Source organism: Rhodobium gokarnense, assembly GCF_025961475.1.
GTDB classification, from domain to species: domain Bacteria; phylum Pseudomonadota; class Alphaproteobacteria; order Rhizobiales; family Rhodobiaceae; genus Rhodobium; species Rhodobium gokarnense.
The window spans coordinates 110,163-131,948 of sequence record NZ_JAOQNS010000003.1 but is presented as its reverse complement, the minus strand read 5'-3'; the positions used below and the strand labels follow the sequence as shown (position 1 = coordinate 131,948).

17 protein-coding genes are annotated in these 21,786 nt (G+C 66.6%); 12 read left to right on the top strand and 5 right to left on the bottom strand.

The annotated features are described in order from the left end of the window. The 4 genes from M2319_RS05765 to M2319_RS05750 form a co-directional block, all read right to left on the bottom strand. On the bottom strand, positions 1–924 hold the full coding sequence (locus tag M2319_RS05765) for a DMT family transporter (RefSeq protein ID WP_264600496.1): 924 nt from the start codon (positions 922–924) through the stop codon (positions 1–3). A gap of 80 nt (positions 925–1,004) precedes the next feature. After that, positions 1,005–1,484: a MarR family winged helix-turn-helix transcriptional regulator gene (locus M2319_RS05760; RefSeq protein ID WP_264600495.1), complete on the bottom strand. Its 480-nt coding sequence runs from the start codon at positions 1,482–1,484 to the stop codon at positions 1,005–1,007. A 148-nt stretch (positions 1,485–1,632) separates the two neighbouring features. Next, entirely contained in the window at positions 1,633–3,051 is a 1,419-nt protein-coding gene (locus M2319_RS05755; RefSeq protein ID WP_264600494.1) for an FAD-binding oxidoreductase, read from the bottom strand. A 239-nt stretch (positions 3,052–3,290) separates the two neighbouring features. After that, positions 3,291–4,094 (bottom strand): ABC transporter ATP-binding protein, encoded by an 804-nt coding sequence (locus M2319_RS05750; protein WP_264600493.1) that lies wholly within the window; start codon positions 4,092–4,094, stop codon positions 3,291–3,293. 147 nt (positions 4,095–4,241) lie between these two features. Between M2319_RS05750 and M2319_RS05745 the strand changes: the two genes are divergently transcribed. From M2319_RS05745 to argE, 8 genes are all read left to right on the top strand, one after another. Next, complete coding sequence (locus M2319_RS05745) at positions 4,242–5,033, top strand: creatininase family protein (protein ID WP_264600492.1); 792 nt, start codon at positions 4,242–4,244, stop codon at positions 5,031–5,033. A 65-nt stretch (positions 5,034–5,098) separates the two neighbouring features. Then, entirely contained in the window at positions 5,099–6,814 is a 1,716-nt protein-coding gene (locus M2319_RS05740; RefSeq protein WP_264600491.1) for an adenylate/guanylate cyclase domain-containing protein, read from the top strand. Positions 6,815–6,965: 151 nt separating this feature from the next. After that, positions 6,966–8,561 (top strand): ABC transporter substrate-binding protein, encoded by a 1,596-nt coding sequence (locus M2319_RS05735; protein WP_264600490.1) that lies wholly within the window; start codon positions 6,966–6,968, stop codon positions 8,559–8,561. Between the two features lie 170 nt (positions 8,562–8,731). After that, positions 8,732–9,742, top strand: a complete 1,011-nt coding sequence (locus tag M2319_RS05730) for an ABC transporter permease subunit (protein ID WP_264600489.1) — start codon at positions 8,732–8,734, stop codon at positions 9,740–9,742. 4 nt (positions 9,743–9,746) lie between these two features. Beyond that, on the top strand, positions 9,747–10,658 hold the full coding sequence (locus tag M2319_RS05725) for an ABC transporter permease subunit (protein WP_264600488.1): 912 nt from the start codon (positions 9,747–9,749) through the stop codon (positions 10,656–10,658). 3 nt (positions 10,659–10,661) lie between these two features. Further along, positions 10,662–11,633 carry an ABC transporter ATP-binding protein gene (locus M2319_RS05720; RefSeq protein WP_264600487.1) on the top strand — a complete coding sequence of 324 codons (972 nt, stop codon included), beginning with the start codon at positions 10,662–10,664 and terminating at the stop codon, positions 11,631–11,633. After that, positions 11,630–12,601, top strand: coding sequence for a dipeptide ABC transporter ATP-binding protein (locus tag M2319_RS05715; RefSeq protein WP_264600486.1), 972 nt, complete (start codon positions 11,630–11,632; stop codon positions 12,599–12,601). The genes M2319_RS05720 and M2319_RS05715 overlap by 4 nt, the downstream gene beginning before the upstream one ends. 19 nt (positions 12,602–12,620) lie before the next feature. Then, a complete protein-coding gene (argE, locus tag M2319_RS05710; protein ID WP_264600485.1) occupies positions 12,621–13,778 on the top strand; it encodes an acetylornithine deacetylase in 1,158 nt (385 codons plus the stop codon). A gap of 9 nt (positions 13,779–13,787) precedes the next feature. Here the strand turns inward: argE and M2319_RS05705 are convergent, their stop codons facing one another. Next, entirely contained in the window at positions 13,788–14,465 is a 678-nt protein-coding gene (locus M2319_RS05705) for a ParA family protein (protein WP_264600484.1), read from the bottom strand. A 226-nt stretch (positions 14,466–14,691) separates the two neighbouring features. Between M2319_RS05705 and M2319_RS05700 the strand changes: the two genes are divergently transcribed. The 4 genes from M2319_RS05700 to M2319_RS05685 all read left to right on the top strand — a co-directional run bounded on the left by M2319_RS05700 (position 14,692) and on the right by M2319_RS05685 (position 21,766). Further along, positions 14,692–16,236, top strand: a complete 1,545-nt coding sequence (locus M2319_RS05700) for a CYTH and CHAD domain-containing protein (protein ID WP_264600483.1) — start codon at positions 14,692–14,694, stop codon at positions 16,234–16,236. Between the two features lie 146 nt (positions 16,237–16,382). After that, positions 16,383–18,638 carry a heavy metal translocating P-type ATPase gene (locus M2319_RS05695; protein ID WP_264600482.1) on the top strand — a complete coding sequence of 752 codons (2,256 nt, stop codon included), beginning with the start codon at positions 16,383–16,385 and terminating at the stop codon, positions 18,636–18,638. Positions 18,639–18,863: 225 nt separating this feature from the next. Then, positions 18,864–20,768, top strand: coding sequence for a 2-oxoacid:acceptor oxidoreductase subunit alpha (locus tag M2319_RS05690; protein ID WP_264600481.1), 1,905 nt, complete (start codon positions 18,864–18,866; stop codon positions 20,766–20,768). Next, complete coding sequence (locus M2319_RS05685; RefSeq protein WP_264600480.1) at positions 20,765–21,766, top strand: 2-oxoacid:ferredoxin oxidoreductase subunit beta; 1,002 nt, start codon at positions 20,765–20,767, stop codon at positions 21,764–21,766. Before M2319_RS05690 ends, M2319_RS05685 begins: the two co-directional genes overlap by 4 nt. Positions 21,767–21,786: the final 20 nt, after the last annotated feature.

Here is a 21,786-nt window from a genome sequence, read left to right as displayed (position 1 = left end):
TCAGCCTCGCACGTCCGCCACCCGTGCCGGGCCGCGCCGGCGCTCGCGGTAGAGCACGTAGAGGCCGGAGCCGACGACGATCGCCATGCCGACGAGGGTGTAGACGCCGGGGACGTCGGAAAACACCAGATAGCCGAGGATCGTCATCCAGACGATCTGGGTGTAGCTGAACGGTGCCAGCGTCGGCGCCGGCGCGACCGCATAGGCCTTGGTGAGAACCCAGTGGCCGAGGCCGCCGGACACCCCGGTCAACAGCAGGAGGAACCAGATCGCCGGGCTCTCCGGCGTCTCCCACACGGCAAGCGCCGGGACGGCGATGACCACGGTCGGCACGATCGCACTGATCAGGAGCAGGCCCTCGATGGTGTCGGTCGCGGTCAGCATCCGGGTGGTTACCGTGTAGAGCGCGAAACACAGCATCGCCGCGGCCGACAGGAAGGCGGCCCAGTGCATGCCGCCGATGCCCGGCCGGGTCACCACCAGGACGCCGAGAAAGCCGACGATGACCGCCGCCCAGCGGTGCCGGCCGGCCCATTCGCCGAGCATCGGGCCGGCGAGGATGACCACCGTCAGCGGCGTCGCGAACATGATGGCGTTGGCCTCGGTGAGCTGCAGGTGGCGCAGCGCCAGAAAGTTGAACACCGTGGCGCCGAGCATGAAACAGCCGCGCAGGAGCTGCAGGACCGGGCGCCGGGTCCGGATCAGATACGGCCGCTTCCAGAGCCGGAACAGGATCGCGGCCATTACCACATGGGAGGCGAAGCGGAACCAGACGATCTGCAGCACCGGCAGGCTCTGGCCGAGATATTTTGCCGTCGTATCGAGTGCGGAAAAGCAGAAGAAGGCGAAGCAGGTCAGCGCAATGCCGAGCGCGATCGACGTGGGGCGCGGCTGAAGGGCGGCCGCATGGCGGGGTTCGCCCATGGCAGAAGGTCCGGTTCCGGAGGGGAAATCAGGATTTTCGGGCGGCGCCTGGCCGCGCACCCGCAACGGTTGCCGTTCTATCAGTCGGCGTCCGCGTCGTCCATCTCGGCATCGAGCGCATCGACCGCCGGCGCGTTGGAGAGGCTGCGTTCGACGATCCGCAACAGCTTGCGCAGGCGCTTGCGGTCCTTGTCGTCGAGCTTGGCGACGGCTTCCTTTTCCAGCCGCTTCCAGGTCCGGTCGATGTTCTTGACCAGCTCGCGGCCCTCGTCGGTGAGGCAGACATGGGCGAGCCGGCCGTCGGACTTGGAGGCGGTGCGCCGGACGAGGTTCTGGGCCGAAAGCCGGGTCACCATCTTGGTGACGGTGGGCGGCTGCACGCCAAGGGCGGCGGCAAGCTGGCTCATGGTCTGGTCGTCGTCGTCGAAGAGCGACTTCAGCACCGCTTCCTGGCCCGGATGCAGGCCGATCTGGCTCAAATAGCTGCCGGCCCTCGCGCGCTGGGCCTTGGCGGCCTGGGCGAGGCGGAAGGTGACGCTCTTTTTGTGATCGAAGGCCATGACGGGCGTATTACTTCCATTTCTCTATGACGGCAAAATGACGTCGGCAGCCGGCTGAGTGTCAAGGCTGGACCGGGCGGGGTCGTCGCGGCGGGCAATTGCGGGGCAGGCGGCAGGGGAGCCGGGAAACGTCCGGCCTCAAGGGCGCTCAGACGATGTCGAAGGTGCGCGGCTCCAGGCCCGGAAACAGGTACATGGAGCCGGAGGAAACGCTGTAGTCCGGGTCTTCCCAGGCGATCATCTTGCCGGGGTTGAGAAGGCCCTTGGGGTCGGTCTCGCGCTTGAACGCGACCTGTGCCTCGTCGGTCGCCTTCATGCCGCCCTCCTCGATGGTGTAGCGGTGCGGATTGAAGACGCGGCAGCCGAGCTCCTCATAGGCGAGGTTGATCTCGTCGAGGCGGTCGTCGGTGGTATAGCGCACCACCGGCATGGCGTAGCAGGTGATCTTGCCGCCGACGCGGATGAATTCCAGGTGGGTGGTGACCTCGTCGTTCATCTTGCCGAGAAGGTTCTCGATCACGCCCAGCACGTTCTCGGCCGGATAGAGCACCTGCAGATAGGTCACGGTCGGGTCCATGCGAATGCCGCGCAGGGTGGTGTGGTTCCAGACCATCTCGTCGACGCTCGGCAGGCCGGTGAGGTCGGTGCATTCCATCTCGTCGGTGCGGAAGATGATCTCGCCGTCATGGCGGGCGACGGCTTCCTCGAAGGCGGCAAGGGACGAGGCGGCGACCTTCACCAGGCAGACATGCTGGCCGGTGCGGATGTATTTCTGGTGGTGGATGAAGCTGTCATAGGGGAACGGCGCGGCGATCACCGCCACCTCGTTGACGACGACCCCCTCGTCATTGGCGATGTCGTAGCCGAAGCGGGAGGCGGCCATGAAGCGGTCGAAGCCGGCCAGCACGTCGACCCAGTCATGGGCCTCGGTCAGCCCCAGCTCCAGCTCGGTGTAGACGCCCGTGGTGCCGTAGGTGTGCATCGCCTTGAAGACGTCGGCGCCGGAAAGCTCGATGATCCGGGGCTCGGCCTCAAGGGTGGCGATGCGCAGCTTCAGGACGTTGCCGGGATCGCTGAGGGTGCCGTAGCGGACCGAGCCGATGCCGCCGATGCCGCCGGCGACGAAGCCGCCCATGGTCGCGGTGCGGTGGGTGGTCGGGCGCACGCGCAGTTCCTGGCGGCCCTGGTCGCGGGCTGCCTGGTCAACTGCGATCGGCTTGGCGCCGGGCTGCACGACGATGGCGCCGGGGCGGATATCGGTGATGGCATCGAACGGCGACAGGTCGAGCACGACGCCGCCGGACAGCGGCACCGACTGGCCGAAATTGCCGGTGCCGGCGCCGCGGGCGGTGACCGGTATGTCGTGGCGGTACGCGGCTGCGAGCACGCGCAGGATGTCGGCCTCGCCCTGGGGAATGACGATGACGTCGGCGCACGCCTTGTCGAGCTGGCGCCGCAGGACCGGCGAATACCAGAAGAAATCGCGGCTCTTCTGCTGGACGATGGCGCCCTGGTCGCGGAAGTCTATTCCGGCGATATCGGCCTTGAACGCGTCGATGTTCGTCACTTCATGCCTCCAGATGTCGCCGGTCGCGGCGCGATGGCTGCTGCGTTATCCACCCTCGCGGACATGCCTTTGGGCAGCCACACCCCGATCTGGCTCCGCATCTCTTCTTCAACGCGTGTTCAATAAGAGACGATGAAACGAACGCCTCCGATATGCAAGGTTGATCCGCCAAAAGCGGCCCGGGAATTCCGCCGGCAAGGCCGGGCTCGGGGCTCAACCCCTGTTGGATACGGGGTATTTCAGCCGCCTCCTGCGGTTGCGGCCCTGAGCAGCCGCGACGCCGTGGCGCATGCCGCCAGATAGTCCCCGGAAACCCTGAAATCGCCGTTGCGGGGTCTTTTGCCGTCTACGGTCATTTCTTCGCAGATCCGGCCGGGTGCATTGCCCATGACGGCGATGCGGTCCGACAGGTAGACCGATTCATATACCGAATGTGTGACGAACAGAATGGTGCAGCCGAGGTCCGACCACAACGACAGGAGGTCGTCGTTGAGGCGGAACCTTGTGATCTCGTCGAGGGCGGCGAAGGGCTCGTCCATCAACAGGAGCGGCGGGCCGGTGACGAGGGCGCGGGCGATCGACACCCGCATCTTCATGCCGCCCGACAATTCGCCGGGAAAGGCGCCTGCGGCATCAGCAAGACCGACCCGTTCCAGCATCGTCTCGATCTCAGGCCGGGCAGCCGCCTTCGACAGGCCGCGCAGGCGCAGCGGCAGCCAGACATTGGAAAAGACGTCGGCCCAGGGCATCAGCGTCGGCTCCTGGAAGACGAAGCCGATATTGCCGTTTCCCGCACCCGGATTTTGCGGCAGGTCGAGAAAGACGCCGCCTGCGGTCGGGCGCACGAGGCCGGCGATGATTCTGAGGATCGTCGTCTTGCCGCAGCCGGACGGGCCGATGATGCTGACGAATTCGCCGGGCGCCACGGTCAGCGAGACGTCCCGGAGCGCCTCGTGGCCGCTCGGATAGGTCATCGAGACGTCCTGGAGACAAACGGCGGGTGCGGGCATTTCCTCGCGGATCGGGCCGGCGGTGGCGGACATCGGCGGTTGCTTTCTTTTTCCGGATTCGCCGGCCATCATTGTCGGGTTTGCGAAACCGCGCAAGCCGTTCGGTTTCCGTTCGCGGCCTTTACGGGCGTTGCGGCAGCGCCTAATCATTTATACGCAGACGACAAAAGAGGACAGACGATGCTGCCGCGCCGCACCTGGCAGGAGATGACGGCCGAAGAGATCGCAGCGGCGGATACCGCGCGCTGGATCGGGGTGCTGCCGATCGCGGCGGTCGAGCCCCATGGCGGCCACCTGCCGCTTGCCACCGACGCGGAGATCGCGCGCGGGCATGTGGAGCGCGTCATCGCCTTGATGCCGGACGATCTGCCTGTCTCCTTCCTGCCGCTCCTTTCCGTCGGCTGGTCCGAGGAGCACCGGGCCTTTCCCGGCATGCTGACCCTGTCGCCGGAGACGCTTCTCAGGGTGCTGACGGAGATCGGCGGGAGCTTTTGCGCGTCCGGGGTTCGCAAGCTCGTCATCGTCAATTCCCACGGCGGCAACTCGCCCGTCGTCGACATCGTCATTCAGAAGCTGAGGACGGAGCACCGGATGCTGGCGGTCGCCGCATCGTGGAGCCGGTTCGGCCTGCCCGAGGGGCTGTTCCCGGCCGAGGAAAAGGCCTTCGGCATCCATGGCGGCGCCGTCGAGACCTCGCTGATGCTGCATCTGCGCCCGGATCTGGTGGCGATGGACAAGGCCGACCGGTTCGCCTCGGCGCAGGAGACTTTTGCCGAAGACTTCACGCATCTGCGCGCCTACGGGCCGGCCCGGTTCGGCTGGCGCTCCGACGACCTCAACCCGGCCGGTGTCGTCGGCGATGCGCGCCTTGCGACCGCGGAGGCGGGCCGGGCGATCCTCGACCACGCCGCGCGCGGCTTCGTGGAGCTTCTTTCCGATGTCGACCGGTTCGATCCGGACCGGTTCGCCTGACATGGCGCAGTTGCCGAGCGACAAATCCCCCACCGGCATGCGCCGCGCGTCCGGGAGCGACGGCCATGGCTGAACGCGAGCAGACGTTTCGCTGGGCGCCGGGGCAGGGCGATCTCCTGCAACGGCTGAGGCTTTATTCCGGCCTCGTCCTCTTCACCTTCGTGCTGACCCACTTCCTCAACCACATCATCGGCGTCTATTCCGTCGGGCTGATGGAGGAGGTGCAGGACTGGCGCGAGGCGGTCTGGCACTCCATTCCCGGCACGATCCTCTTGGCCGGTGCGGCGCTCACCCATGCGACCCTTGCGGTGATGAAGACGGCGCGCCGGCGCACCCTCCGGCTGCCGCCCTGGGAGGCGGTCCAGCTCCTGCTCGGTCTCACCATTCCCTACTACCTCGTCAAGCACGTGGCGGCGACGCGCGGCATCTATGAGGTTTTCGGCGTCAACGTCACCTATACCCAGGAGCTGTCGATCCTGTGGCCGGGCAGTGTCGCCTCCCAGTCGATCCTGTTGCTCATCGTCTGGGCCCATGGCTGCATCGGCCTCCATTTCTGGCTGCGCATCCGGCCCTGGTATTCGCGCGCCTTTCCCTACCTCCTGTCCCTTGCCGTCGCCATTCCGGCGCTGGCGATGTGGGGTTGGGTCGATGCCGCAAGGCGCCTCTGGCTGCTCGGCCAGAACACCGGCACCCTGACCCAGGAACAGTTCGACTGGATCAACCGGACGACAGATATCGGCCATGCCGTCCTCATCGTCGTCGTCGCCACCATCGCCGGCGCGCTGATCGCCTACCGCCTGCAGCGCAGCATGGTCAAAGGCATCCAGATCACCTATCCCGGCGACCTCGCCATCCGCACGCCGCCCGGGCCGACCCTTCTGGAAATCAGCCGCATGAGCGGCATTCCGCACGCCTCGGTCTGCGGCGGACGCGCCCGGTGCTCCACCTGCCGGACCAAGATTCTCAAGGGCCTCGACCACCTGGACCCGCCGGATGCAAACGAGACCGCCGTGCTTGAGCGGATCGGCGCGGAAAAGGACGTTCGGCTTGCCTGCCAGATCCGGCCGAGCGAGGACATGACCGTGCGCCCGCTGTTGCCGGCGCGCAGTTCCGGGCGTGCCGCGGCGCGCGCGGCCGATGCCTATTACTGGGGCGTGGAGCAGACCGTTGCGGTGATGTTCATCGACATCCGCGGCTTCACCACCCTGTCCGAACAGCGGCTCTCCTACGACATCGTTTATGTTCTCAACCGCTATTTCGACGTCATGACCCGGGCGATCGACGGCGCCGGCGGCTATGTGGACAAGTTCATCGGCGACGGCATCATGGCGATCTTCGGCATGTCGAGCGGCGCCAGGACCGGCGCGCGCCAGGCGCTGGAGGCCGCCGTGCGCATCGATGCCGCGCTCGCCGCGCTCAACGAGGAACTGGCGGCCAGCCTCGATGCGCCGCTCGCCATCGGCATCGGCATCCATGCCGGCCCAGCGATCCTCGGGCGTATCGGCGCGGTCGGCGCGGAACACATCTCCGCCCACATCACCGCGCTCGGCGACACCGTCAACACGGCCAGCCGCCTGGAAAGCATGTCGAAGGACTACGGAGCGCGTCTCGTTGTCTCAGAAGCGGTGCTCGTCCATGCCGGTTTCGACAGCGCGGACATTGATCACACAGACATTTCCGTGCGCGGACGACGCAAATCCCTGAAGGCCAGCGTCTTTAAGGACCTGTCTGCTCTTGCACATCATTTGCATGAAAAAGGAAACCTTTCCGAAAGCAATTAAAACAGGATTGTTATCTATTCGCTCTTGCCCTACGGCACTCCGGCGAGTCTAAATTGCCGGCACGTCGGACGGCGGTAGCTCCATGCCACCTCGGTGTCGGGCCTTTTTTCATAAGCATACGCAGATGCCGTCCGAAACAAGGAGGACAAGAATGTCAAAAACCCTGGTACGACTGGCTGCGGGACTGTTCGCCGCGACCATGATTGCCGGCGCCGCGCACGCAAAGACCCTCGTCTATTGCTCCGAAGGGTCCCCGGAAGGGTTCGACCCGGCGCTCTACACCGCCGGTACGACCTTCGACGCGACGTCGAAAAACGTTTTCAACAAGCTCGCCGAATTCGAGCGCGGCACCACCAAGATCATTCCCGGCCTTGCCGAGTCCTGGGACATTTCCAAGGACGGCACCGAATACACCTTCCATCTGCGCAAGGGCGTGAAGTTCCACACCACGGACTTCTTCACCCCGACCCGCGACTTCAACGCCGACGACGTGCTGTTCAGCTTCAACCGGCAGCTCAAGGCCGACCATCCGATGCATGCCTATGTCGGCGGCGCGTCCTGGGAATACTTCAACGGCATGTCGATGCCCGATCTCATCAAGGAGATCGTCAAGGTCGACGACTATACCGTCAAGTTCGTGCTGAACCGGCCGGAAGCGCCGATGATGGCGAACCTGGCGATGGATTTCGCCTCGATCCTGTCGAAGGAATTCGCCGACCAGCTCGTGGCCGAAGGCAAGCCGGAGATGCTGAACCAGCAGCCCGTCGGCACCGGTCCGTTCAAGTTCGTCGCCTACCAGAAGGACGCCGTCATCCGCTACAAGGCGCATGAGGACTACTGGGACGGCAAGGCGCCGATCGACGACCTGGTCTTTGCCATCACCCCGGACGCTTCGGTGCGCTATCAGAAGCTGAAGGCCGGCGAATGCCACATCATGCCGTATCCGAATCCGGCCGACATCGCCGCGATGAAGACGGATGCCGCCATCAACCTGATGGAACAGGAAGGCCTCAACGTCGGCTATCTCGCCTACAACACCAAGGTGGCGCCGTTCGACAAGGTCGAGGTGCGCAAGGCTCTGAACAAGGCGATCAACAAGCAGGCGATCCTCGACGCCGTGTTCCAGGGCGCCGGCAAGGTCGCCGTGGCGCCGATCCCGCCGACCATCTGGTCCTACAATGCGAACCTGAAGGACGACACCTACGAGCCTGAGGTCGCCAAGAAGATGCTGGAGGATGCCGGCGTCACGGATCTGTCCATGAAGCTCTGGGCGATGCCGGTGCAGCGGCCCTACAACCCGAACGCACGGCGCATGGCCGAGCTGATCCAGGCCGACTGGGCCGCGGTCGGCGTCAAGGCCGAGATCGTCTCCTATGAGTGGGGCGAGTACCTGAAGCGCTCCAAGGAAGAGGATCGCGACGGTGCCGTGCTGCTCGGCTGGACCGGCGACAATGGCGACCCGGACAACTTCCTCGCCGTGCTGCTCGGCTGCGATGCGGTCGGCGGCGCCAACCGCGCCCAGTGGTGCCACAAGCCGTTCGAGGACCTGATCCAGAAGGCCAAGATCGTCTCCGACACCGACGAGCGCACCAAGCTCTATGAAGACGCCCAGGTGGTCTTCAAGGAGCAGGCGCCGTGGGCGACCATCGCGCACTCGGTCGTCTTCGAGCCGGTCCGCAAGGAAGTCTCGGACTACAAGATCGATCCGTTCGGCGGTCACATCTTCTACGGTGTCGACCTCAAGTAGAACGGTCCATTTCGGGCGCCGGCCTGCCGGCGCCCGATTTTTCTTCCCCTCGGCGACAGGGCCGGGCGGGACGATCCGCAGAGCCGACGGCGGAACAATCGGCGCCATCAACCGTTGGTCGAAGCGGCGCTTTTCTTGCGGATCACTGACACGGATTTCCCGGCACCCATATGCTGCGCTTTCTTCTTAACCGCATCGCCGTGCTTGTGCCGACATTCATCGGCGTCACCATCATCGCGTTCCTGTTCATCCGGCTGTTGCCCGGCGACCCCATCGAGCTGCTCGCCGGCGAGCGCGGCGTGACGCCCGAACGGCACGCCCAGCTCATGCACCTGATGGGCTTCGACCAGCCGATCTGGCAGCAGTACCTGACCTTCGTCGGTGACGTGCTGCAGGGGGATCTCGGCCGCTCGATCGTCACCAAGCGGCCGGTGTTCGACGAGTTCTTCACGCTGTTCCCGGCGACGCTGGAACTTTCCATCTGCGCCATCATCTTCGCCATCGCCGTCGGCCTGCCGGCCGGCATCATCGCCGCCGTCCGGCGCGGCTCGGTGTTCGACCACACCGTCATGGCGACGGCGCTGACCGGCTATTCGATGCCGATCTTCTGGTGGGGGCTGCTGCTCATCATCGTCTTTTCCGGCACGCTCGGATGGACGCCGGTGTCGGGGCGAATATCATTCATGTTCTTCTTCGAGCCGGTCACCGGCTTCATGCTGATCGACTCGCTGCTCTCCGGTCAGAAGGGCGCCTTTGCCAGTGCGGTCGAACACCTGATCCTGCCGACCATCGTGCTCGGCACCATTCCGCTTGCCGTCATCGCCCGCCAGACCCGCTCGGCGATGCTGGAGGTGCTCGGCGAGGACTATGTGCGCACGGCACGGGCCAAGGGCCTCGCGCCGCGCCGGGTGATCGGGCTCCATGCCCTTCGCAACGCGATGATCCCGGTGATCACCACCATCGGCCTGCAGGTCGGCGTGCTCCTGGCCGGCGCGATCCTGACCGAGACGATCTTTTCCTGGCCCGGGGTCGGCAAGTGGATGATCGATTCGGTCTCCCGGCGCGACTATCCGGCCGTGCAGGGCGGGCTCCTGCTGATCGCCTCGCTGGTGATGCTGGTGAACCTTTCCGTCGACATCCTCTACGGCCTCATCAACCCCAGAATCCGGCACAAGAGGTAGCGCCATGAGCGATCGAACCGCCGACGCCGCCCCGGCGCCCCAGCAGAACCCCACCGTCGCGCTCCTGAAGGAATTCTGGTTCTATTTCCGCGAGAACCGGGGCGCGGTCGTCGGCCTTTTCGTCTTTGTCGCGCTGGTCGTGGTGGCACTGCTGGCGCCGCTGCTGGCGCCGCACGATCCGATCCACCAGTACCGCGACGCGCTGCTCTTGCCGCCGTTCTGGCAGGAGGGCGGGCGCATCGACTACCTGCTCGGCACCGACGCCGTCGGCCGCGACATGCTCTCGCGGCTCATCTACGGCACCCAGTTCTCGCTCTTCATCGGCTGCATGGTGGTCGCCATTGCCCTTGCCGGCGGCATCCTCTTAGGCCTCATCTCCGGCTATTTCGGGGGCTGGGTCGACACCGTGATCATGCGCATCATGGACGTCATCCTGTCGTTCCCAAGCCTGTTGCTCGCCCTCGTCCTCGTCGCCATCCTCGGGCCCGGCCTGATGAACGCGATGATCGCCATCGGCATCATCCTGCAGCCGCATTTCGTCCGCCTGACGCGGGCCTCGGTGATGTCGGAGCGCTCGCGCGATTATGTGGTGGCGGCCCGGGTCGCCGGGGCGGGACCGCTCCGGGTGATGATCCGCACCATCCTGCCGAACTGCCTGGCGCCGCTGATCGTGCAGGCAACGCTCGCCTTTTCCTCCGCCATCCTCGATGCCGCCGCGCTCGGCTTCCTTGGCGTCGGCGCCCAGCCGCCGACCCCGGAATGGGGCACGATGCTCGCCGAGGCGCGCGAGTTCATCCTGCGCGCCTGGTGGGTGGTGACCTTCCCGGGCGTTGCCATCCTGACAACGGTGCTCGCCATCAACCTCATTGGTGACGGCCTCCGTGACGCCCTCGATCCGAAGCTGAAGAGGAGCTGAGCGATGGCCCTCCTCGATATCCGCAATCTCTCCGTCACCTTCGAGACGGCGCAGGGACCGTTCCGGGCGGTCGATTCGGTGGACTTTTCCGTCGACACCGGCGAGCGGCTGGCGATCGTCGGCGAATCCGGCTCCGGCAAGTCGGTGGCGATGCTGGCGGTGATGGGTCTGTTGCCGAAGACGGCGACCGTCACCGCCGACCTGATGGCGTTCAACGGCCATGACCTTCGGAAGCTCGACGCGCGCTCGCGGCGCAAGATCATCGGCCGCGACATGTCGATGATCTTCCAGGAGCCGATCGCCAGCCTCAATCCGTGCTTCACGGTCGGCTTCCAGATCGGCGAGGCGCTGAAGACCCATCTCGGGCTTGACCGGTCGGCGCGGCGCAAGCGCTCCATCGAACTGCTCGAAGCCGTCGGCATCCCGGAGCCGGCGCAGCGGCTCTCCGCCTTTCCGCACCAGCTTTCCGGCGGCATGAGCCAGCGGGTGATGATCGCCATGGCGATCTCCTGCCAGCCGAAGCTTTTGATCGCCGACGAGCCGACGACGGCGCTCGACGTCACCATCCAGGCGCAGATCCTGGAGCTGCTGATCAGCCTGCAGAAGGACACCGGCATGGCGCTGGTGCTGATCACCCACGACATGGGCGTCGTCGCCGAGACGGCGGAACGGGTCGTCGTCCAGTATGCCGGCCAGCAGGTCGAGCGCCAGTCGATCCGCGGCCTCTTCCAGGCGCCGCACCATCCCTATACGGCCGCGCTCCTTGCCGCCCTGCCGGAGCGGGCCGGGCGCGGACGGCTGCCGCAGATCCCCGGCGTCGTGCCGGGCCTCGGCGACCAGCCCGACGGCTGCCTCTTCAATCCGCGCTGCGGCTATGCCGACGAGCGCTGCCGCCGCGTGGTGCCGCCCCGCACCGGGCCGGAGCTCGGCGAGGCGCTCTGCCATTATCCGATCAACGGGGAGGAAGCGGCGTGACGGCGGTCATCGAAGCAACCGATCTGGCGCGCCACTACCTGGTCTCGCGCGGGCCGTTCTCAAAGCCGGCCGAGCTGAAGGCACTGGCGCAGGCGAGCTTTGCCGTCGGAGAGGGCGAGACGCTCGCCATCGTCGGCGAATCCGGCTGCGGCAAGTCCACGCTCGCCCGGCTTGTCACCATGATCGAGCCGCCGACGGCGGGGCACCTGACCATCGACGGCATCGACGTGCTCTCGGCCTCCGGCCACGAGCGCCGGAAGCTGCGGCGGGCAGTGCAGATCGTCTTCCAGGACCCGGTCGGCTCGCTCAATCCGCGCCAGAAGATCGGCAAGGCGCTGGAAGAGCCGCTGGTCATCAACACCGACCTCTCAGCCGCCGAGCGGCGGGACAAGGCCAAGAAGATGCTGGCCCAGGTGGGGCTCCGGCCGGAGCATTACGGGCGCTATCCGCACATGTTCTCCGGCGGCCAGCGCCAGCGCATCGCGGTCGCCCGCGCGCTGATGCTGGAGCCGAAGATCATCGTGCTGGACGAGCCGGTCTCGGCCCTCGACGTCTCTATCCAGGCGCAGATCCTCAACCTCCTCTACGACCTGCAGCAGGAGTTCCAGCTCACCTATCTCTTCATCTCGCACGACCTTTCGGTCGTGAAGCACGTCGCCGACGGCGTCATGGTGATGTATCTCGGCCGGGCGGTGGAGAAGGGCTCGGTCGACGAGATTTTTTCGAACCCGCGCCACCCCTATACGCGGGCGCTGCTGTCCGCGACGCCGATCGCCGATCCGACCCTTGCCCGCGAGCGCATCCAGCTTGAGGGCGAACTGCCGTCGCCGATCGACCCGCCCTCCGGCTGCGCCTTCCATCCGCGCTGCCCCTACGCCAACCAGCGCTGCCGCGAGGAAGTGCCGGAGGTGCTTGCGGACGGCGAGACACTGGTCGCCTGCCACGGCATCGAAGAAGGCCGGATATGACCCGGCGGGCGTCACGGCAATGATGAAGGAACTGACCCCGCGGGAGATGCTGGCAAAGCTCGTCGGCTTTCCGACCGTGTCGCGGGACTCCAACCGGGCGCTGATCGACTTCGTCGCCGGCTATCTCGCCCATCTCGGCATTGAGGCGCGGATCGTCCCGAACGCCGACGGCTCCAAGGCCAATCTCTACGCCACCATCGGACCGAATGTGGCCGGCGGTGTCGTGCTTTCCGGTCATACGGACGTCGTCCCGGTCGATGGCCAGCACTGGTCGAGCGATCCGTTCACGCTGACTGAACGGGGCGGAAAACTCTTCGGCCGCGGCACCTGCGACATGAAGGGGTTTTTGGCGATCGCGCTTTCGCTGGTGCCGGAGATGAAGCGGGCGGGGCTGTCACGTCCGATCCACCTGGCGCTCTCCTATGACGAGGAGGTCGGCTGCCTCGGTGCGCCGGAGATGATCGCGGAAATGGCGGCCGAACTGCCGCCGTCGGTCGCCGTCATCGTCGGCGAGCCGAGCTCCATGAAGGTGATCACCGGCCACAAGAGCATCCTGGTCTTTACGACGACCGTGACCGGCCATTCGGTGCATTCCAGCCAGATCCCGCGCGGCGTCTCCGCGACCATGATCGCCGCCCGGCTCGTCACCTTCCTGGAAGACATGATGGAGGAGGGGAAGGGGACGGCCGTCGAAAACCCGGCCTACGATCCGCCCTTCACCACGATCCATGTCGGGCTCCTCAACGGCGGCACGGCGTCCAACATCGTCGCTAGGGAATGCCGCTTCGTCACCGACATCCGTGCCCTGCCGGAGGAAGACCCGGAAGCCTATCTGCAGCGCTTCGAGGCCCATGTGCGCAAGACCGTGGTGCCGGCGATGCGGTCGGTGGCGCCGGAGACCGGCATCGACATCGAGGTCCGCTCCGTCGTGCCCGGCCTGAGGCCGGAGGCGGAGAACGAGGCGGAGCGGCTGGCGCGCATGCTGACCGGCGACAACGAGGTGCGCGGCGCTGCCTTTTGTGCCGAGGCCGGCCAGTTCCAGAAGGCGGGGTTCGCCACCGTCATCTGCGGGCCCGGCTCCATCGACCAGGCCCACCAGCCGGACGAGTTCCTCTCGCTCGACCAGCTTCAGGCCGGCACGGACTTCGTGCGGCGTTTAGTTGAGCATTTGAAGTAAGGCTGTCGCTCAGGCCTTCGCGGCCTTCTTCTTCCCGCGCTTTTTCTCCACCGCCACCTTGTCGATGAAGTCCAGCATGGCGTCGTCGACGGCTTTTGCTGCGGCGCGCAGGTACCGGTTCGGGGCCTCGGCGCCGGTGCGGCCGGTGGCGTAGGCGGTGACGAAGCCGTCCTTTTGCGGCAGGGCCTCTGACAGCGCCGCGATGCGGTTCATTTCCAGCACCGAGCGTGCCTGCTCCTCCTGGCGCTTGGAGCCGCCGGTGCGGCAGAAGACGATGGCAACGCGCTCGGGCGCGACGCCGGTCTCGCGCAAGCTCGCCACGACCCTCAACGTCGGGAAGAGGTCATCGCTGGAAAAGCTCGCCGGCAGGAAGACAACGTCCGAGGCACCGGCAAGCTCCAGCGTCGCCTCGTCGTGGTGGCCGCGCGTGTCGATGACGATGTCGTCATAGCTATCGTCGACGCCGCGCAGCTTCTTCTTCTTGGAAAACACCGCCGCATCGAGTTCAGGCTCCAGGCCGCGGGCGCGGCGCTGGGCGTTCCAGCGCATCACCGTCTGCTGGGCTTCGTCGAAATCGGCAAGCAGGACCTTGCGGCCCCTGGCGGCAAGGGCGACGGCGGCGGCGCGGGCGAGCGTCGACTTGCCGACGCCGCCCTTTTGCGAGGTGAAGAGGATGCGGCGGGCCATCTTTGGGGGTTCCTGCCTCCGAATGGGGACCGGCGGTGCCGGCGGGCCTCGATTGCCGCCACTGTCGGCCAAAACGCAGAGCCTTGTCGAGGGGCCGCGCCTATTTCCTTGCAGGGTCGCAAAGGTCGCAGCCGATGCGCCGGGGGCGTGACGGGCCGCCCCGAAACGCTTAGAAAGGGCAACGGGGTGCCGGCCGTCGGCGCGTAAGAAAAAGACCGAGGGACATATGACGACGCCGCGCGAGATCGAACTGAAGTTGCGTATCGATCCGGAGAGAATGGCGCGCCTGCGCAAATCCGCCTGGTGGAAGAAGCTCGGCCGGGGCAGGAAGAAGACCCTCCACAACACCTATTTCGATACGGCGGAGCAAGCGCTGCGCGGCCTCGGGGTCGACCTGCGCATCCGCCACGACGGCAGCACCTATCGCCAGACCATCAAGCTGCGCGATCCCGGCGACAGCGGCATTTCGCGGACCGAATGGGAAGCGATCGTGCCGGACGCCGTGCCGGATCCCTCCCTGGTTATCGACGAAGCGCTGCCTGAACCCGTGCGCGGGCTGACGTCGGCGGACGTCGCCCCGGTGTTCTCGTCCGAAGTGACCCGCGAGACACGGACATTTGCCGCCGACGGGGCGGAGATCGAACTGGCCTATGACGACGGCACGATCATGGCCGGCGATGCGCGGCTTCATTTCTGCGAGCTGGAACTGGAGCTCAAGGATGGCGATCCGGCCGCGCTCTTTGCCGAAGCCGAAGCGATCAACGCGGTGGTGCCGACGCGGCTGCACCTCTTTTCCAAATCCGACGCCGGCTATCGCCTGGCGGCGTCCAAGCTGAAGCCCTGGTCGAAGGCGGAAAAGCTCGACCTCGATCCGCAGATGACCGCCGGGGAGGCGCTGTCGGCCATCGTCGGCACCTGCCTGTCGCACCTCACCGCCAATGACGAGTGCGCGCGGGTCAACTGCCACATCGAGGGCGTGCACCAGTCGCGGGTGGCGGCGCGGCGCCTGCGCTCGGCCTTCGGCACCTTCAAGGATGTCGTCGACGGAGATGTCCTCACACCGCTGAGCGAAGAGGTGCGCTGGCTCGGCTCGTCCATGGGCCCGGCGCGCGATCTCGACGTGTTGAAGGCCGATCTCTTCGACCCGGTAATGGCGACGATGGAGGACACCAGCCTCCTCGACGCGCTGATCGCCCGCGGCGAGATCCTGCGCGCCGCCGCCTATGAGGAGGTGGCCGCGGCGCTGTCGTCGGAGCGCTACGGCGCGCTCCTCATCGATCTCTGCCGCTTCATGGAGACCCGGCCGGGGCTGACGGAGGCCGCCAAGATGCCGGTCGTCGCCTTCGCTCGGCGCTCGCTCGACACGCTGCACGCCAAGCTCCTGAAGCGGGGCAGGAAATTCGAGAAACTGTCGGCGGAAAAGCGTCACCGGGTGCGGATTGCGGTCAAGAAGATGCGCTATGCGGTCGAGTTCTTCGGCGGGCTGTTCCCGGGCAAGAAGCAGGAGCGCTACAACAAGCGCCTTGCGGCCCTGCAGGACGATCTCGGCCGGCTCAACGACGTCGCCATGGCCGAGACGATGATCGAGAGGCTGACCGCGCCGATCCCGGGCGCGCCGGAGGCAACGGCGGAGGAGGAGCGTCGGCGGGTGCTCGCCGGCGGTCAGGTGCTCGGCTGGCACCAGCGGCGGGCGGCGGAAATCGACCGGCAACTCATCAAGGACTGGTACGCCTTTGCCGACACGCGGCCGTTCTGGCACGACAAGGACTAGTTTTTCGGGACCGGCGCATCCCCGCGCCGTTCCCTTTTGTCGCGTCTTGCCTTGCGCCCGCATCTTGACCTTCCAGTGACTGGAAGACCTATCTGAGCGTCAATACCCCTTTCCTTCTTCAACTGGCGGCAGGGACGCTCCTTGAAATGACCATTGCCGAAGCCCGCACCGACACGCCGGTTCAGCCGGCACCGCCCGCGGATCCCATCACCCTTGAAATCGGCGGCATGACCTGCGCCGCCTGCTCGGCCCGCGTCGAGCGGGTGCTGTCGCGGGTCGAGGGCGTCGGTTCGGCCAGCGTCAACCTGGCGCTGGAGCGCGCCGAGGTGGTGCCCGCAGCAAAGGTCGATACCGCGCGGCTGATCGCCGTCGTGGAAAAGGCCGGCTTCACGGCCAAGAAAGCCGAGACGGCAGCCTCCAAGCGGCGCGAAGCGGAAGAGGCTTCCGAACAGGCGCGGCATGCCCAGGAGCGGCGCATGATGCTGCTCCTGGCCCTCTCCGTCGTCCTCACCGCGCCGTTCATCGTCTCCATGGTGGCGATGGCGTTCGGGCTCGACTGGTATATCCCGGCGCTGGTCCAGCTCGCCCTGGCGACGCCCGTCCAGGTACTGGTCGGCCAGCGGTTCTATATCGGCGCTTACAAGTCGCTGCGCGGCGGCTCGGCCAATATGGACGTGCTGGTCTCGCTCGGCACCTCGGCGGCCTATTTCTATTCGCTGGTGCTGCTGATCCAGCGGGGGCCGTCGGCGGCCGGAGCGCTCTATTTCGAGTCCGCCGCCGTCATCCTCACCCTCATCCTCACCGGCAAGCTGATCGAGGCCCGCGCCAAGCGCTCCACCACGGCCGCGATCCGCGCCCTGATGGCGCTGAGGCCCGAAACGGCGACCGTCTTGCGCGATGGCCAGCCCGAGGTCGTTCCGATCGAGCGCGTCGCGCCCGGAGATATCGTCCTGGTGCGGCCGGGCGAGCGGGTGCCGGTCGACGGCACGATTTCCTCCGGTGCCAGCGAGCTCGACGAGTCGCTCGTCACCGGTGAGAGCCTGCCGGTTGCGCGCGACGTCGGCGACAAGGTCACGGCCGGGACGATCAACGGTTCCGGCGCGCTGGAGGTTTCGACCGGCGCCGTCGGCGAGGACACCACCCTTGCCCGGATCATCCGGCTGGTGGAAACCGCCCAGGTCGGCAAGGCGCCGATCCAGCGGCTGGTCGACCGCATCGCCGCCGTCTTCGTGCCGGTGATCGTCGCCATCGCCATTGTCACCTTCGCGGGCTGGATGGTCGCCGGCGGCACCTTCGAGACAGCGCTCGTTGCGGCCGTCTCGGTTCTCGTCATTGCCTGCCCCTGTGCGCTCGGCCTTGCGACGCCAACGGCGCTTGTTGCCGGCACCGGGGCGGCGGCCCGCGCCGGCGTCCTCATCAAGGACATCGAGGCGCTGGAAGTGGCGCACCGGGTCGACACCGTCGTCTTCGACAAGACCGGGACGCTGACCGAAGGCCGGCCGGCGGTCACGGCCGTGGAAGCTGCCGACGGCATTTCTGACAACGAGGTGCTGGCGCTCGCCGCTTCGGCCAACCGCTCCAGCGAGCACCCGCTGGCCAAGGCGAGCGTAATGGCCGCCGAGGAGCGGGGCCTTGCGCTGGCGCCATCCTCCGGCCTCAAGGCGATCGCCGGGCGGGGCGTCTCCGCCACCGTCGACGGCGCGTCGGTCCTGGTCGGCAACAGCGCCCTGATGGCCGAGAACGGCGTCGATATGGCGCCGGTCGAGGCCCTGCTGGCGGCACGTGAAAGCAGTGCGGAAACCGTCGTCACGGTCGCCCGCGACGGCGTTGCCCTCGGCATCGTCGCGCTTGCCGACCCGGTGCGCGAGGAGGCCCGCGAGGCCGTTGCGGCGCTGAAGGGCCGCGGCATCGAGACGACGATGATGACCGGCGATGCGGCCGGTGTTGCTGCGTCCGTTGCCGCCGATATCGGCCTCAACGACTGGCAGGGGCCGGTGCGTCCCGAAGACAAGAGCGGCCGGGTCGAGGCGCTGCGCAAGGAGGGCCGGGTGGTCGCCATGGTCGGCGACGGCATCAACGATGCGCCGGCACTCGCCGCCGCCGACATCGGCATTGCCATGGGCACCGGCACGGACATCGCCATGGAGACCGCGGGCCTCACCCTGATGCGGCCGGACCCGCGGCTCGTCTCCGCCGCGCTCGACGTGTCGCGCGCGACCGGGCGCAAGATCCGCCAGAACCTCTTCTGGGCCTTCGTCTACAACGTCGTCGGCGTGCCGCTGGCCGCCCTCGGCTTCCTGTCGCCGGAACTGGCCGGTGCGGCGATGGCGATGAGCTCGATCTCGGTGGTCAGTAATGCCGCTCTCTTGAAGCGCTGGCGACCTGCGTTTAAGAGCCATTAGAAGAATTTGAAAGGATTTGTGAGACAACGTCGAATGGCCGCATTTGGGGCGTAAGCGCTGCCGCTGCGGCACGTTCGACACCGCCTTGAAGGAGGGAAGCCGCTCCCTTAAATGCGGTATGTGATTCACATCAATTCGGTTGCGCCCTGCGGGTGGTATGCAGGCGACGCGATCAACGCGAAGGCCACCTGGGGAGGAGGCCGCGCAAGGCATTGAGGGTCCATCATGAATTTCCAAACGTCGGCCGGAACCGCCCCGGACGAAGGGCGCCGCTTACGGCGCGAGGCGGTCGTCATCCGCTTCGCAGGAGACTCAGGCGACGGCATCCAGGCCGCCGGCAGCCAGTTCGGGATCGAGGCAGCACTCGCCGGCAATGACCTGTCGACCTATCCGGACTACCCGTCCGAGATCCGCGCCCCCGCCGGCACCACCTACGGCGTCTCCTCGTTCCAGATCCAGATCGCCTCCCAGGAGATCCATACGCCGGGCGACAAGCTCGACTGCCTCGTCGCCTTCAACCCGGCGGCTCTCAAGGTGCACCTTGGCGACCTGAAGCCGGGCGGCGTCCTCATCGTCGATGCCGGCGCGTTCAAGGCCGCGGGCCTGAAGAAGGCCGGCTATGAGCACGATCCCCTGTCCGAGGACCACGCCGACGAACTCGCCGACTACCGGCTCCTCAATGTCGACATCTCGACGCTGACCCGCGAGACGGTCAGCGCCATTCCCGATATCGACGTCTCCTCCAAGAAGGACGCGCTGAAGGCCCGCAACATGTGGGTGCTCGGCCTGGTGCTCTGGCTCTACGGCCGGGAAAAGGGCGCCACCCTTGAGTGGATCAACAAGAAGTTCGGCACCAAGCCGATCGTGCGCGCGGTCAATTCCGCAGCCATCGAGGCCGGCTATGCCTTCGGCGCAACGGCGCTTCTGCCGAGCGGGCTGGAGCCCGTGACCATCGAGCCGGCCAAGGCCGCGCCCGGGCTTTACCGCACGGCGACCGGCGCGGAGACCACCGCCTACGGCCTTGCCGCCGGCGCCCTGAAGCAGGGCCTCCTGCCGGTCTACTGCTCCTATCCGATCACGCCAGCGACCACCATGCTGCACACGCTGGCCCGGCTCGGCGAGGAGGCGGGCATCCGCACCTTCCAGGCCGAGGACGAGATCGCGGCGATCTGCGCCGCCATCGGCGCGTCCTACGCCGGCGGCCTCGGCATGACCGGCACCTCCGGGCCCGGCATGGCGCTGAAGTCTGAAGGCTTCGGCCTTGCGGTCGCGGCCGAACTGCCGCTCGTCATCGTCAACGTCCAGCGCGGCGGCCCGTCCACCGGCCTGCCGACCAAGGTCGAACAGTCGGACCTCTTGCAGGCCGTCGCCGGCCGGCACGGCGATGCGCCGATGCCGGTGATCGCCATGCGCTCACCGTCCGAGGGCTTCGACATTGCGGTCGAGGCCGCGCGGATTGCCGTCAAATACATGACGCCGGTGATCGTGCTGTCCGATGGCTATATCGCCAATGCGGCCGAGCCCTGGAAGATCCCGAGCCTCACCGACCTGCCGGACCGGCGCCTGCAACGGGGCGATGCCCACGGCATCCAGCCCTTCGCGCGCGACCCGGACACCCTGGCGCGGCCGTGGATCGTTCCCGGCATGGCCGGCGGCGTCCACCGCCTCGGCGGTCTGGAGCGCCAGGACGGCAGCGGCGAGGTCTCCTACGACGCCAAGAACCACGAGCGCATGACCGAATTGCGGATGCGCAAGATCGACGGCATCGCCGAGGATATTCCGTTGCAGGAGGTGGAACTCGGCGCGGAGACCGGCGACATCGCGGTCCTCGGCTGGGGCTCGACCTATGGGGCGATCACCGATGCGGTCGAAAAGCTCGTCGCCGAGGGGCTGTCCGTCAGCCACATTCACCTGCGCTACATCCACCCCTTCCCGCGCAACCTTCCCGAGCTCCTCAAGGGATTCAAGAAGGTGATCGTGCCGGAGTTGAACACCGGCCAACTCACCATGCTTCTCAGGGCCAAGACCCTGTTGCCGGTGGAGGCCGTGACCAAGGTCGCCGGCCGTCCGTTCCAGATCGGTGAAGTTGAGACGGCGATCCGCGCCGCGCTTTCGGAGATGTCGTCATGACCGCAGAAGTCGCCCTGAAGCCGAAGGATTACGCGTCCGCGCAGGACGTTCGCTGGTGCCCCGGTTGCGGCAACTATTCCGTCATCAAGGCGGTGCAGAAGACGCTGGCCGAGGCCGGCTGCAATCCGGAGAACACCGTCTTCGTCTCCGGCATCGGCTGCTCGTCCCGGTTCCCCTATTACATGGAGACCTACGGCTTCCACACCATCCACGGCCGCGCCGCGGCGGTCGCCACCGGCGTCAAGATTTCCAAGCCGGAACTGGACGTCTGGGTGGTCTCCGGCGACGGCGACTCGCTCGCCATCGGCGGCAACCACCTGCTGCATCTCCTGCGCCGCAACGTCGACGTCACCTATCTGCTGCTCAACAACGAGATCTACGGCCTCACCAAGGGCCAGGCCTCGCCGACCTCGCGTCGCGGCACCCTGTCGCCGACCTCGCCGCACGGCACGCTCGACCAGCCGGTGAATCCGATCGAGTTCGCCATCGGCGCCCACGGCCGGTTCATCGCCCGCTGTGTCGACGCGCTGCAGAACCTTCTGTCGGAGACCTTCGCCCGGGCGCACGCCTTCCACGGCACGAGCTTCGTTGAAATCCTGCAGAACTGCCTCGTCTTCAATGACGGCGTCTTTTCCGACCAGGAGGACAAGAAGAAGATCGACGACACGCTCCTGTGGCTGCACCACGGCGAGCCCATGCTCTATGGCGCCGACAAGTCGAAGGGCATCCTGTTCAACCCCAAGACCTATGCGCTGGAGCCGGTGACGATCGGCCTCGACGGCGTCACGCTCGACGACATCGTCGTCCACGACGAGACCAGCCACGGCCTTGCCATGATGCTCTCGGCGTTAGAGGCCCCGCTCCCCGTCGGCGTCATCTACGCGGCCCCGGAAGCCACCTTCATCGGCCGCCAGCCGATCCCCCAAGGCACCATGGCCAAATCCGCCGCGCGGCTTGCCGGCGCGATGCATGCGGGGAATACGTGGCGGGTGGAGTAGAGGCGCTCGAGATCAATTTT